Source organism: candidate division WOR-3 bacterium (assembly GCA_029858255.1).
GTDB lineage: Bacteria > Hydrothermota > Tepidihabitantia > SM23-42 > SM23-42 > SM23-42.
Window position 1 is genome coordinate 98,106 of record JAOUFJ010000004.1, and the last position, 14,457, is coordinate 112,562.

Sequence of the window (14,457 nt, forward strand, 5' to 3'; positions counted from 1 at the left end):
TTCGAAGAGAATATGATACTCATTTGTCTGAATCTAACTCAATCTTAATCGAGTTGATGTGGTTCTGAGCTTTCACAAAGCCATCGCGCACCAGTATTCTTATTCCTTCTATGCCATGTTTCAGCACCCTGACGAGTATTCTCATCTCCCCTGAATTGAAACTTTCAAGAACATAATCTTCGGTATCAATCGAGGGTTGACCGATGCCTATTCGCAAACGGGGAAAGTCGCAGGTTCCAAGACTATCTATTAATGACCGTAGCCCCAAATGCCCGCCGTCGCTTCCATTACTTCTCAGACGCATTCTTCCAAGGGGTAAGTTGACGTCATCAAGAACAACCAGAAAGTCATCTTTCTCGCCCCGGAGCAGGTCGCGAACCACTAAACCGCACTGGTTCATCCAACAATTGGGCTTTACAAGCTGCACCGGCGTATTTCTTATGCGAAGCTTTGTTTGTCTGTACTGTCGTTTGTCGACGAATCTCTTTTTTGACGTTCGGGCCAGTTGTTCAAGGAAGAGGTATCCTGCGTTATGTCTTGTTCTTCGATATTTCAGACCTGGATTACCAAGCCCAAAAATTATCATTTCCCTCCTCTGGGTGCCTCCTTGCCTTTTTTCTCTTCCTTCACCTCTTTCTTTTCTTTAGCTTCCTTTACTTCCTCTTTTTTCTCTTCCTCTTCTGCGCCCTCTTCGGCCGCGACAACCTCCTCTTCAGCCGGCGCCTTAACCTCAACCTCTAACGCGCGCGGGACAAGAATCGAAACGACGGTCGTATCAGACGAAAGCTCAAACTCCACACTAGGCATCTGAATATCACTGATGTGAATAGCCTCACCCAGATCAAGGTTGGAGATGTCAACATCAATGTGGGAAGGAAGAGCGTCGGGCAGGCATCTCACCTGCACTTCATGAAGATGAACGTCCAGAATTCCACCCTTCTTGATTCCGGGTGCTTCACCAAGAGCATGAATTGGCACGGTTGCTCTTATTTTCTCTTTTTTATGAATATGCTGAAAATCCACGTGTAGCAGCGTTGCCTCTAATGGATTTTGCTGCAAAGACTTGATCACACACGGAAAGCCTTTACTACCAATTTTCAGATTGACAATGACGGTTTCGCTCTTCATTGCATCCAAAACTTTTTTGAATTCCTTCTGTTCAACATATATTCTTTTGGTTTTCTCTTTGTGTCCATATAGAACGGCCGGAATTTTGCCTTCTCTGCGTAATCGTTTTATATCACCCTTTTTCTCGGTCTCAAGGGTATTCGCAGGTAGATCTATTTTCATGTTTGTACCTCCTTGAATAATGAACTTATCGATTCAGCGCGATGGATTCTGATGATCGCTTTACCTAGAAGACTGGCAACGGACAATATTTTCAGTTTCTTTATTTTCTTCTCCGGAGACAACGGTATTGTGTCAGTCACCACGAGCTCCTTGATACAAGATTTCATTAACCTTTCCGGCGCGTTGCCAGAGAGGAGTGGGTGTACTACACAAGTGTATATTTCTTTGGCACCTTTTTTGCGGATGGAATCAGCAGCATCGACCATGGTCCCGCCGGTGTCTAACATATCATCGTAGATCAATGCAATCTTGTTCTCAACCTCACCGATGATGTTCACTACTACCGATTTATTTGGCCCAGTCCGCCGTTTATCAACTATTGCGATCGGCACGTGTTTACCCAGGCGCCTCGCAAAAGCGCGCGCCCTCTTGACGCTCCCGGTATCGGGAGCGACCACGATCAGGGAAGCAGTGCTGAATTTCTGATAGTAGTCGATAAAGACAGGTGCTGCATATAGGTGATCGACAGGAATGTCAAAGTATCCCTGTATCTGTTCGGCGTGCAGGTCCATTGTCAATACCCTGCTGGCACCACTTCTCGCGATCAGGTCAGCAAGCAACTTTGCCGAAATCGGTACCCTTGGCTCATCTTTTCTGTCCTGCCTGGCATAGCCGAAGTATGGAATGACCGCGGTTACACGATCCGCTGAAGCACGTTTCGCCGCGTCAAGAAATAACAGGAGCTCAAGAATATGCTCGGCTGGCGAATGTGTTGACTGCACGATAAATACATCGCGACCGCGGATATTCTCTTCCAGTTTGACCTTCAGCTCACCGTCAGCAAAGCGCGTAATCGTGCTCTTACTAACCGGAACGCCAATGGCTGAAGAAATCTTTTTTGTCAAATCCTGACTCGCACTACCCGCAAATAACTTTATATCCCTTTTCATCAAAAAACCTCCTTTTTGCCGGAAGGCAAAAATGGATTCAAGCCGCTGCTCAGCGTATCAAGCTCCCCGTTTCTCAACTTCCTCACTTCTCATCCTCTCATCTTCTCAGCATCTTCGCCGCTCCGTGTTACCGGGTCTCCCTGTCTTCCCGTAGCTGGGGCGGGAGGAGTCGAACCTCCGCGCCAGGATCCAAAATCCTGTGTCCTGCCACTAGACGACGCCCCAATAAAGATCGACTGACGTTTTACGGTTTCGATGATCGTTTCGTCCAACGTCATCGATCCACGGTTGACGAAACGCTTTTCGCAACCGACCAACAATTACCTGTTTCGTCAAGTAGTTGCCACTTCGAAATATGTAGCACCGATTCCACCCAGGTACTTTATTATCTTGGGACGAAGGCTGTCATCAACGACAGCGAAAATACATGAACCGCTACCGGATAATGACACAAAAAAGGCGCCCGTGCCAAGTAAATTCGTTTTTACATCCAATAGATCAGGGTGGTACTGGAAAATTACCTTTTCAAAGCTATTCTCCAGCTGAAAGCCCTTTCTCTTCGCTTTGCGTTTGTCCTGAACAATATTATCCACATCCGGCTCGTGTGTCAACATCATCTTATCATATTGTTCGTAAGCCCATTTCGTAGATATCGCATATCCTGGATAGTAAAGCACAAGATCCATCCGGGGTAATTTGAAAAAAGTCAGCTCATCACCCCTGCCGCGTGCATAGGCAGCACCCCCTTTGATGAAAAACGGCACATCAGAGCCTATCTCCCGGGCCATTTCCATGAGTTCCTCGTCCCCGATGAACATATTGAAGAGCTTTCCAAGACCCTTGAGCACCGTGGCGGCATCTGCAGACCCGCCGCCTAAACCAGCACCAACGGGGATGTTCTTTACAAGCCCGATCTTAACCCCCCGGGTTATTCCATATCGTTGCTTGAATAGTTCAGCAGCCCGGTAACAAAGGTTATCAGGCCGCTCAATCTGGAGATTTTTGGCTTCTATGACGGTGCCCGACGTTGTTTCCTCCAGCGTCAAAAAATCAGACAGGTTTACCGTCGTAAGGGTCGTCTCCAAATTATGGAAACCATCTTCCCGTTTATTGAGGATCTTCAGCCCGATATTCACTTTCGCCCAGGCTTTTAGTCTAATCATTTAAGTATCTCTATTTTGACTTTCGTGACCCCGGCTGCGATCATGTCAATCTTTTTTGCCGCGGCATAGGATATATCAATCAACCTGCCGCGTACCCACGGTCCCCGGTCATTTACCCTCACGACCACGGATTTCTTGTTTTTAACGTTGGTGACCTTGATGCGCGTTCCAAATGGAAGATCCCTATGGGCACAGGTGTAATCCCACTGATTGAAGATTTCACCCGATGCCGTCTTTTTGCCGTGGAATTCTGACCCATAATAGGACGCCAGGCCATATGTCGGAGCACTGGTAGGTCCACCAAATAGACAACAACATGAATAGAGACATAACACAATGCCCATTCGTCCTATTATACAATGATTTATTTTGATGTCAACGGAATATGTTTTTACTGTAGTTTCATGAAAATTTCTTCTAGCACCCCGCCCCTTGAGAAAATACGGTGTTCGCCTTTGTAGATGGCTTCGGACCGACCATCGTCATCGACATTTATGTCAACCCAACCCCTCTTGCAGGACATACATATTGGGAAGAGATAATCCCAGTCGCGTCGATCACCAAGATCATAGAAATAAAGGTAATCCCAGGTTTTCCCATTGCGCGGGTTTCTGGTGTAGAACAAAAAATACTGGCCGTTTGGTGAGACCCTGTAATCAAGTAATTGCTGCCATTCTCCTTCTTCTATGATTTCAACCTTCTCGCCGTCCTTCACCACAAAGAAGCTAGGATCACTGCTGAGTCTATCCCAGATTGTGACGACCAGGATCCCGTCGTATATGCCGGAGAAATCATATGAAATGTTTCTTCCCTCCTGCCCCAGTTCTTCCCACAAAAGGTTTTTCCCGGCGTCGTAAAACGATATTTTTGAATGCACCACTTCCTCATCACCGGCTTGCACCGCCTCATAGATCAGATAATACATGTGATCTTCCGACACCCTTCCCCGTCGAACGACTATTTGCCCCAAGCTGTCGCTGTAATCTTCGTCTTCCAGGATTATTATGTCAACAACTGAATCTTGATCTGTAAATTGAAGAGTATCTGCGTTCTGATAGACAAGCAACCCAACCAGAAAGAATGTTATCATAAATTCATTATATAAAACTTCCATTGGTTTGTCAACGACCTGAGAATTTTCTAGAATTTTTGTTCAATGCAAATTTTGTGCCGAATAATATCGTTCGCTTTCCATTTTTTTCTTGACTTTCACCTTCTTTTGTGTAGACTTTAGGCACCGGTAAAGAATCTTTTTCAGATTCTTTTTTTTCTCGTTAACATGTCAAAAAATAAGGAGAAATGTATGCTTTCCGTGTGGATAACTATGTGGGTTTCTGTGGATAAACAAAATGACTGAGCAGGCGAAAAAAACCTGGGAGAATATCCTAAATTATTTAAAGGAAAGAATCAACCCCCAATCCTTTGCCACATGGTTTGGCAGTAGCTCCGGAGTTGAACTTAAAGATGATGTACTCCTCGTTGAATTCCCGAACGGATTTTTTATCGACTGGATAGAGGAACATTATTACAGCATACTGGAAGAGGCGGTTAATCACGTAAACGGAAGCAAACTGCGGCTTGCGTTCAAGGCAACAAAGCAGCAGGGTGATCGTCCGATCCGCAAGAGGAAAAGGATTATTCTTTCCCACGCCTCAACAAAACTGCAAGAGCGGTATACTTTCGAGAATTTTGTCGTTGGCAAGAGCAATGAATTCGCGCATGCAGCGGCGCTGGCCGTTGCCGAAGCGCCCGGCCAAGCATACAATCCTCTCTTCCTCTATGGTGGCGTGGGGTTGGGTAAAACCCATCTCATGCAGGCGATAGGCAATTTTGCACATCGCCAGTATAAGAACCTGAGTGTGTATTATACTCAAGCGGAAAACATAATGACCGAGCTCATTGAGGCAATACAGAAGAACCAACAGATGACATTTAAGAGGAAGTATCGCACGAAGGAACTCCTCCTTATCGACGATATTCAATTCCTTTTTGGAAAAGAGCGGTTGCAGGAAGAGATATTTCACACTTTTAACTACCTGTACACCCAGGGAAAGCAAATAGTCATTAGTTCAGACCGGCCACCAAAGGAGATCCCGACTATTGAGGAGCGTCTCACATCCCGCTTCCAGGGAGGGCTTGTCGTTGACCTTCAACCCCCGGACCTTGAGACTCGCATTGCTATCCTGCAGAAGAAGGCGGAATTTGAGAACATCAGGATCCCGAGTAACGTGGCTTATTATATTGCCTCCCGGGTGAAATCGAATATCCGTGAATTAGAGGGTTGCCTGATCAGACTACTGGCAATGTCATCCTTGTCAGGCGAAGATGTGACGGAACAACTGACCGAGACCGTGCTTAAGGACCTCTTAAACCACGGAGGCAAGGTCACGAAAGAAATGATCCTGCGCAACGTTGTCGATGAGTTCGGCTTCACCGAGTTAGAGCTCAAGGGCCGACGCAGAACCCAGAAGTTGGCACTGGCGCGACAGACTTCCATGTACTTGATCCGCAATTTGCTCAGTCTCTCCCTTACTGAAATCGGTGATTTCTTTGGAGGAAAGGACCACACAACGGTCATGCATGCTATTGAGAAAGTCGAAAATTTGAAGAAAGCCGACTTTGAATATAGCCAAAAACTCCAGGGGATAATGACGCGAATAAATAGTGTGTAACACGTGGAGAAAAGATTGAAGAATTTGAAAGACACCGTTTGTTCACAGGAAATCCACGTACCTTTCTGGATATTCGAAGGAAGTTTGTTGAAGGATTTTGAAGCTTTAGGGACATATCAACATTTCCACCTACCCAACAACAACAACAAATATATATTTATATATTGTTGTTGTATTTATTAAGGAGGATACATGGAATTCAAAATTGCTAAAAGTGCATTGGAGAAAACGCTGAATAGTGTCGTACGAATAATTCCTCCAAAGAGTACCTATACCGTATTACAGAATATCATATTAGAAGCAAAGGATAAAGAAATCTCGATAGAAGCAACTGATTTAGATATTTTTATAAGAAAGGTCATACCTGCCGAGGTCAAGGATACAGGAAAAGTACTGATACCGGGGAAGAAAATACTCGAAATAACAAGAGAGGCGAACGCTAAAGAAATCGGATTCAAACTAAAAGAACTGAACCTGCAAATTTCTGCTGGCAATGCGCATTTCAATATTCCTTCTTTGGACTCTCAAGAATTTCCCGAAGTCCCTAAATTTCCCGAGAAGAAATGGTTTGATATCAATATCAGTCAAGCACAGGAGATGGTCAACTCAACCATTTTCATGGTTGCAAAGGACATCAGCCGCCGGCCAATGAATGGTGTCCTCATTCAACTGAAGGAAAATGAATTAAAATTCGTAACAACCGATGGCGCCCGGTTGGCGATGTGCAAAACCGAAAAACAGGAAAATCCGGGTGAAATCATCGTTGCACCTAAACTGTTCGATCTCATCGGCTACGACAGCCCTGACGAGCAGGTCGAAATATTCTCGGAAGAAAGAATGTTGGGTCTGAAATTCGCGGACACAAAAATAATCGCGCGCTTAATTGAGGGTCCCTACCCTAACTATGAAGGGGTCATACCGAAAACCTTTGTGGGTAATTGTACGATAGAGAAGGATATTTTAGATGGTGCCCTCAAGCGTGTTTCCCTGGTTTCCAGTCCGCACATCAAGAATGTTAAGTTTGACTACAGCAGCGGCGGTATTGTTTTATCGGCCTCCTCGCCAGACATTGGTGAGGCCAAGGAAGAAATCCCCTGTGTTTACGAAGGTGAGGGTCTATCCATCTGGTTTAACGCAAGCTACATTATCGAAATCTTACGACATGTGACGACAAACGACGTGGTTATGCAGCTGACATCACAATCGACGGCGGCACTTCTTGGACCAAAAGCACAGGAGAATATACTGTATTTATTGATGCCTTTAAGGATCGAAGGGTGGGAATGATGAAGAAATTAGCAATTCTATGTATCCTGATCGCTCCGGTGGTTGCGTTTGCCGGAAACCTGGGGCTTGGGGTCGTCCTGGGAAGTCCAACTGGACTGTCACTTAAATACATGTTGTCAAGACAGTCTGCATTCTCGGCGCATGCTGGATGGTCATTTATTGATGACCCGGGCGTGCACCTGACCGGGGACTATCAACACCTCTTTCCGATGGTGATCGAAACCGCCGAGGGCACAACGATAAGCGATTTCACGCCATATATTGCGGCTGGGGGTCGTTTCAGGTTCAAGAAGGATGAAACCACCGATGAGAATGAATTTCACCTCGGAGTGCGTATCGGTGGCGGCGTTGAATACAATGTCTCCCAATTTGGGATATTCCTTGAAATATTGCCCGTTGTCGACCTTATCCCCGAGACCAGCTTTGACCTTGAAGGCGGGCTGGGCTTTCTCTTCTACTTTTAGGGCATAGGCCGTACTAACAGGCGAAAGATAAACATTGGGTATTGACAGCAACAAAAAAATTTATATAATAATAGGCTGTAGGTATTTCGTCTCTTGACAAGAGGGCGAAAATGCTTATAATATAAAGCATAGAAACTAACTGCTTTTGATCTTTGAAAACTTATTTGGCGGAAGGTAACGGGTCCAAGTTAATAAGGGCGCATGGTGGATGCCTTGGCTTCTGGAGGCGATGAAGGGCGTGGTAGGCTGCGCAAAGCGTCGGATAGGTGCGAACAACCTTTGATCCGGCGATTCCCGAATGGGGAAACCCATCCTGAAGAAATTCAGGATATTCCGTCGCGAGACGGAAAGCTAACCAAGGGAAGTGAAACATCTCAGTACCTTGAGGAAAATATATTCCGAAAGTAGCGGCGAGCGAAATCGGAACAGCCTAAACCGATCTGCATGTTCAAGCGAGCAAGCCTTGTGCAGGCGGTGTAGCGGGGTTCAGTCGAATCCAAATTGCTCTGCGGGTTGTGAAGTTACAAAATCTTGGGGTAATCGAAATTTCCTGGAAAGGAATACCATAGATGGTGATAGTCCAGTAGATGAAACTCTAAGATCTTCATTGACTGAAATCCCAAGTACTGCGAAGTAGTTACTTCGTGGGAATCTGCCCAAACCACTGGGTAAGGCTAAATACTCCCAGATGACCGATAGCGAACAAGTACCGTGAGGGAAAGGTGAAAAGAACCCCTGGCGGGGAGTGAAATAGAACCTGAAACTGTGCGTCTACAATCAGCAGGAATATTGATCTCTTGGAAGCAATTCCGAGAGGCCATCGATATGACTGCGTGCTTTTTGCATAATGATCCGGCGAGTTACCCTGACCTGCAAGCCTAATTCTTCTACGAAAGTAGCGGAAGCAAGCGTAGGGAAACCGAGTCTGAATAGGGCGACTTAGTAGGTTGGGATATTACCCGAAACCCGGTGAGCTACCCATGGTCAGGATGAAATTTCGGTGACACGAAATGAAGGTCCGAACCGGTGGATGTTGAAATATCCTCGGATGAACTGTGGGTAGGAGTGAAAGGCTAACCAAACCGGGTAATAGCTGGTTCTCCCCGAAATGTCTCTAGGGGCAGTCTTGGACGTTCAGTAGTAGTGGTAGAGCACTGAATAGAGGAGGACCCTTCGGGGTTCAAATCTAACCAAACTCCAAATGCTACTACTTCAAAAGTCCAGGAATTAGGCAGTGGGGGATAAGCTCCATTGCCAAAAGGGGAATAACCCAGATCGTCAGCTAAGGTCCCCAAGAATTGATTAAGTGGGAAAGGATGTGAGGTGACTTAAACAACTGGGATGTTGGCTTAGAGGCAGCCATCATTCAAAGAGTGCGTAACAGCTCACCAGCCGAGTCGCTTTGCGCCTAAAATATATCGGGGCTCAAATCAATCACCGAAGCTGCGACTCTCCGTCTTTGACGGAGGGGGTAGGGGAGCGTTCCATTGTAGGTTGAAGTTGCGACGTGAGTTGTGATCGACGAACTGGAAGTGATTATGCCGGAATGAGTAGCGATAATCTCGGTGAAAAACCGGGACACCGTAAGCCCAAGGCTTCCTGGGGAAGGTTAATCCGCCCAGGGTTAGTCGGTGCCTTAGCTGAGGCCGAAAGGCGTAGGCGATGGGAAAGCCGTTAATATTCGGCTACCGTCTTAGTTTCGTTATGAACTATGGGGGGACGCTGACAGTAAAGGTGGGTCCTGTGTTGGAATACAGGATCTAAGCGCATCAAGGGAGATGCCAGGCAAATCCAGTATCTCTTAACCTTGGTGTGCGATGGGGAGACCCAAAAGGTCATAAACCCACCTCGAGAGTCAGCCGAGAAAAGCCTCTATGTCAGAAACTAAGGTGACCGTACCGGAAACGGACACACGTGGGCGAGGTGAATATCCTAAGGTGCTCGGGTGAATCCTCGTTAAGGAACTCGGCAATCTAACCCCGTACCCTCGGTAGAAGGGGTTCCCGCTGTGATGAACAGCGGGACGCAGTGAAAGGGCTCTAGCGACTGTTTAACAAAAACACAGGTCTCTGCTAAGCCGAAAGGCCATGTATAGGGACTGACACCTGCCCGGTGCCAGAAGGTTATGGAAGGAGGTCAATTCCGGCATAGACTTCGGTTTAGGCCGGAAGGTAGCTTTCGACCGAAGCCCTGGTAAACGGCGGCCGTAACTCTAACGGTCCTAAGGTAGCGAAATTCCTTGGCGGGTAAGTTCCGTCCTGCACGAATGGTGTAACGACTAGAGCGCTGTCTCAACGAGGAGCCCGGCGAAATTGTAGTGGCGGTGAAGATGCCGCCTACCCGTGATAGGACAAAAAGACCCCGTGAACCTTTACTGTAGCTTGCTATTGGATTTTTGCTGAACATGTGTAGCATAGGTGGGAGGCTTTGAAGTCCCGGCGTCAGCTGGGATGGAGCCACCAGTGAAATACCACCCTTGTTTTGTCGAGAGTTCTAACCCCGTCCCTTGAATCAGGGCGCGGGACAGTGGCAGGTGGGCAGTTTGACTGGGGCGGTCGCCTCCTAAAATGTAACGGAGGCGCCCAAAGGTTCCCTCAGCCCGGTCGGTAATCGGGCATTGAGCGTAAGGACATAAGGGAGCCTGACTGTGAGGCCGACAGGCCGAACAGAGCGGAAACGCGGGCCTAGTGATCCGGTGGATCTGTGTGGAAAGGCCATCGCTCAGCGGATAAAAGGTACTCCGGGGATAACAGGCTGATCGGGCTCGAGAGTTCATATCGACGGCCCGGTTTGGCACCTCGATGTCGGCTCATCGCATCCTGGGGCTGGACAAGGTCCCAAGGGTTGGTCTGTTCGCCCATTAAAGCGGTACGTGAGCTGGGTTCAGAACGTCGTGAGACAGTTCGGACTCTATCCATCACGGGCGTAGGAGACTTGAGAGGAGCTGTCCTTAGTACGAGAGGACCAGGATGGACGGACCTCTGGTTTACGAGTTGTTGCGCCAGCAGCAGCGCTCGGTAGCTATGTCCGGAAGGGATAACCGCTGAAAGCATCTAAGTGGGAAGCCCCCCTCAAGATAAGGTCTCCCGTTCGTATCCACTTCGGTGGAAATGACCTAAAGACTACCTGAAGATGACAGGTTTGATAGGCCACAGGTGTAAGTACAGCAATGTATTGAGCCGAGTGGTACTAATAAGTCGTGTGACTTGGACTTCCTTCCGCCAATTTAATTAAGATTTTAAGAAGATTCCCGGTGGCATTACCGATGGGGAAACACCTCTACCCATTCCGAACAGAGAAGTTAAGCCCATCAGGGCCGATGGTACTATGCTGGTAACGGCATGGAAGAGTAGGTCGCTGCCGGGTCTTTTTTTTTGCCTCTTCGAGGCAATCGATGATGAGATAAAAAAGATTGATTACAATGATGTTTTTTTGTGAAATGATATTGTTACGTAGATACATGCAACTTGACACGCTATTACGCTTCTGTATAATTCAGCACGATGATTGAGTAGTTGTTCAGAAAGATATTTGTGAAAATTTGTAGTTGAAAAACACGCCGTAATTTATTCAGGAGGTGGTTATGGCCAAGACGGCGACATGTCTTGCCATTGTACTCGTGTTGTGTATTACTACGCATGAAGCCTATCCCTTTCAGCTCAAATCCGATATTTTATCGAGCGGTGGCACAACGGTGGTGTCTACCGGGTTTGTTGCTGAGGGCACGCTGTCCCAGTTCACGGCGAGCAGTCCGTGGCTTACGAGCAGCGGGTTTCAGGCGGTCATTGGTTTCTGGCATCCATTTGTCGGCGGCCCGGGGATCGATGAGCACTATGAAAATCTCGGACCGAGCGCTTACGTGAATTTCCTTTATTCAAATGACCCGAATCCGGCCTGTGATCATACGGTCATTCAGTATTCGATCGCGCGTGAGGGCAGGGTAAGACTTGAGGTTTATAACACGCTGGGCCAGCGCGTGACGTCGCTGGTGGACGGGACGCAGTCGCCCGGTATGTACAAGGTTGCCTGGAATTTTCAGATAGACCGTTTACCGGCCGGGGTCTATTTTTACCGGTTAAAGACCGTAGACTACACGAAGATTAAAAAGATGGTAGTAGTTCATTAGGGAGGAGATGATGAAGAGTATTTGTCTGGTGTTTCTCTTGTTGGTTGGGTTTTGTGTGTTTGCTGATGACGCGCGGGTGGTTGAGCGCTCTTCGGATGAGGCGGTAAAGGTCGAGACGAGCCGGATAGATCCCGAGGTTTTTGCCGTGCCCTTGCGTTTGAACTATCAAGGTTTTTTGACCGATGACAACGGCAATGCTATCGATGACACGGCGACCATGGTCTTCAAGATATTCACGGCTTCGGTTGGCGGCAGCGAGTTGTGGTCAAGTGGCAATCAGCTGATTGATGTAGAGAATGGTGTCTTTCACCGCGTTCTTGCGAGTGTGCCGATGAGCGTCTTTGAGGCTGGTGATGTGCGCTGGTTGGAGCTCGCGGTACGGGGTCAGGTGTTGAGTCCGCGGACCGAGATCACAAGTGTTCCCTGGTCATACGTCGCGACCCTTGCCGACAGTGCTGATGGCTCGGCACGGATCGGTGGCCAGACCCTTGCTGCGCTTGATGCGCGGTATATCAATAATGGCGAAAATGCGGGCAATGATCTTTCCGGCACCTATCCAAACCCCACGGTAATAAGGATCCAGACCCGCCCCGTATCGAGCACGGCGCCGACAATTGGCCAGATCCTAAAATGGAATGGCACACAGTGGGCGCCGGCGAATGACACGGCCGGCGGTGCTGATAATGACTGGGTCATTGCAGGCAACAACATGTATTCCGGCGTGTCAGGTAATGTCGGGATCGGCACTGGAAGCCCTTTGGTCAAACTTGACGTGCGCGGCGCGATTTGCGGCGGTTGGGTGAATACGGTCAACGCAACATATGGTGCAGTTCTTGGAGGTTACAGCAACACGGCCGGCGATGCGGTGACTGATACCGGTGCCGTTGTTTGCGGCGGTCGGTATAACACGGCAATAGATCGGTACACTACAGCAAGCGGTGGACGGGATAACGTGGTGAGTGGCACTTACGCGACCGTGGCCGGGGGTTATAGCAGCACTGCGAGCGGTATTTATGCAGCAGTAGGTGGGGGGTATGATAACACCGCAAGCGGCAATTACTCGACCGTAGCCGGGGGCCGGTACAATGGCGGCACGGGTATTAGTGCAACTGTAAGCGGTGGTATTAATAACGGCGCCACGGCGGGGTATGCTACAGTTGGCGGGGGCAACATAGATTCGGCTCTTGCCGTGTATTCTGGAGTTCTCTCTGGCTACAGCAATCTCGCTGGTGTTGTAGTGAGTGATACCGCGGCAGCGATCTGTGGCGGATACAACAATCTTGCACGAAAATATTCATTTGTTGGTGGTGGCCGCAACAACTCTGCCGGTGGCAGCAGTGAGAGTCATGCTACTGTTGGCGGGGGTTCCTACAACTCGGCTGGTGGCGATTATGCTACGGTCGGCGGTGGAACGGGTAATTCCGCTGGCTTCGACTACTCAACCGTAGCCGGTGGTCACTACAACGAAGCCGATGCCGATTACGCGACTGTTGGCGGCGGCAATAACAACAATGCTGCGGGTAGTTATACGACCGTGGCTGGCGGCCATGCGAATTTTTGTTATGCACAATATGCAACTGCTGGTGGCGGACGTGATAACTACGTCAATGGTTTATATGCAACTGTGTCAGGCGGATATGATAATAGAGCGATCGGCGGTGCATCAATCGTTTGTGGCGGTTATCGGAATAGCGCCAGCGTTGACTACGCGACCGTGGCCGGAGGATACGCGGATACTTCGGGGGCATTTTACAGCTACACTGTAGGTTACCACTCAGTGGTACCCTATGGTTACAGCAACTCTGTCGCTCTCAACGGCCAGACAGCCACGGCATCGAATCAGACAAGGGTCGGTGTGCTTTCTAAAGCATCCGGAACGTTCACGATCGACCATCCCCTTGACCCCATGAACAAGATCCTCAACCACTACTTTGTTGAATCGCCGGAAATGGTGCTCATTTACCGGGGTGTTGCGACAATTGGTGTCGGTGGGCGCGCCGAGATTCAGTTGCCTGATTATTATGACGCACTCAACAAGAATTCACAGATTCAGTTGACCGGCGTGGGAACCTACGAAGTCTTTATTGCGGAGAACGTCCGGAACAACCGTTTTGTCATCGGCGGCAAGCCTGGGACTGAGGTGCATTGGGTAGTCACGGGTGAGCGCAAAGACCCGTCGGCCGAGATCACGAAGATCATCATGCCGGTGGAGCAGGCCAAGGATGGAGAACTGGCTGGTCGGTCCCTTGACGATGATTTCCTGTGTTCGACCAGGGAGCAGCTTGAGCGGATGGGTAGGGCCGCAGAGTTCAAATTCCGCCTTGCTTCGAGCCAGCAGAGATATGAAGAAATGCGGAGGATGCTAGTAGAAAACAGATAAATGAGAGTCTGCTTCCGCAAATCCGAAATCCGAATACCGAAAATCCTCGCGAAGCGGGACAAATTCAAAGCACGAAATATTAATTACCAAAACCGCGTTTGATATTTTGGATTTGGAAATTCGAG

Annotated in this window: 11 protein-coding genes, 1 tRNA gene and 2 rRNA genes; 7 read left to right on the forward strand and 7 right to left on the reverse strand. The window is 48.4% G+C overall.

The window, feature by feature from the left end:
- Positions 1-19: 19 nt before the first annotated feature.
- The 7 genes from pth to OEV79_03555 all read right to left on the reverse strand — a co-directional run bounded on the left by pth (position 20) and on the right by OEV79_03555 (position 4,493).
- A complete protein-coding gene (gene pth, locus OEV79_03525) occupies positions 20-586 on the reverse strand; it encodes an aminoacyl-tRNA hydrolase (GenBank protein ID MDH4210497.1) in 567 nt (188 codons plus the stop codon).
- A complete protein-coding gene (locus tag OEV79_03530; protein MDH4210498.1) occupies positions 583-1,290 on the reverse strand; it encodes a 50S ribosomal protein L25 in 708 nt (235 codons plus the stop codon). The genes pth and OEV79_03530 overlap by 4 nt, the downstream gene beginning before the upstream one ends.
- Complete coding sequence (locus OEV79_03535) at positions 1,287-2,240, reverse strand: ribose-phosphate pyrophosphokinase (protein ID MDH4210499.1); 954 nt, start codon at positions 2,238-2,240, stop codon at positions 1,287-1,289. The genes OEV79_03530 and OEV79_03535 overlap by 4 nt, the downstream gene beginning before the upstream one ends.
- Before the next feature lie 154 nt (positions 2,241-2,394).
- Positions 2,395-2,465, reverse strand: a tRNA-Gln gene (locus tag OEV79_03540).
- A 107-nt stretch (positions 2,466-2,572) separates the two neighbouring features.
- The gene (ispE, locus tag OEV79_03545; GenBank protein ID MDH4210500.1) at positions 2,573-3,403 is read right to left on the reverse strand and encodes a 4-(cytidine 5'-diphospho)-2-C-methyl-D-erythritol kinase; all 831 of its coding nucleotides are present in this window, start codon (positions 3,401-3,403) and stop codon (positions 2,573-2,575) included.
- Positions 3,400-3,747, reverse strand: coding sequence for a septal ring lytic transglycosylase RlpA family protein (locus OEV79_03550; GenBank protein ID MDH4210501.1), 348 nt, complete (start codon positions 3,745-3,747; stop codon positions 3,400-3,402). The genes ispE and OEV79_03550 overlap by 4 nt, the downstream gene beginning before the upstream one ends.
- Positions 3,748-3,794: 47 nt before the next feature.
- Positions 3,795-4,493, reverse strand: coding sequence for a hypothetical protein (locus OEV79_03555; GenBank protein MDH4210502.1), 699 nt, complete (start codon positions 4,491-4,493; stop codon positions 3,795-3,797).
- Between the two features lie 259 nt (positions 4,494-4,752).
- Between OEV79_03555 and dnaA the strand changes: the two genes are divergently transcribed.
- The 7 genes from dnaA to OEV79_03590 all read left to right on the forward strand — a co-directional run bounded on the left by dnaA (position 4,753) and on the right by OEV79_03590 (position 14,332).
- A complete protein-coding gene (gene dnaA, locus OEV79_03560; protein MDH4210503.1) occupies positions 4,753-6,075 on the forward strand; it encodes a chromosomal replication initiator protein DnaA in 1,323 nt (440 codons plus the stop codon).
- Between the two features lie 192 nt (positions 6,076-6,267).
- Entirely contained in the window at positions 6,268-7,362 is a 1,095-nt protein-coding gene (dnaN, locus tag OEV79_03565; GenBank protein ID MDH4210504.1) for a DNA polymerase III subunit beta, read from the forward strand.
- The gene (locus tag OEV79_03570; GenBank protein ID MDH4210505.1) at positions 7,362-7,826 is read left to right on the forward strand and encodes a hypothetical protein; all 465 of its coding nucleotides are present in this window, start codon (positions 7,362-7,364) and stop codon (positions 7,824-7,826) included. The genes dnaN and OEV79_03570 overlap by 1 nt, the downstream gene beginning before the upstream one ends.
- A 181-nt stretch (positions 7,827-8,007) precedes the next feature.
- Positions 8,008-11,040: ribosomal RNA gene (locus OEV79_03575) — 23S ribosomal RNA — on the forward strand.
- 35 nt (positions 11,041-11,075) lie between these two features.
- A 5S ribosomal RNA gene (gene rrf, locus OEV79_03580) occupies positions 11,076-11,192 on the forward strand.
- Positions 11,193-11,409: 217 nt separating this feature from the next.
- Entirely contained in the window at positions 11,410-11,952 is a 543-nt protein-coding gene (locus OEV79_03585; GenBank protein ID MDH4210506.1) for a T9SS type A sorting domain-containing protein, read from the forward strand.
- A 10-nt stretch (positions 11,953-11,962) separates the two neighbouring features.
- On the forward strand, positions 11,963-14,332 hold the full coding sequence (locus OEV79_03590; protein ID MDH4210507.1) for a hypothetical protein: 2,370 nt from the start codon (positions 11,963-11,965) through the stop codon (positions 14,330-14,332).
- The last annotated feature ends 125 nt before the right edge of the window (positions 14,333-14,457 follow it).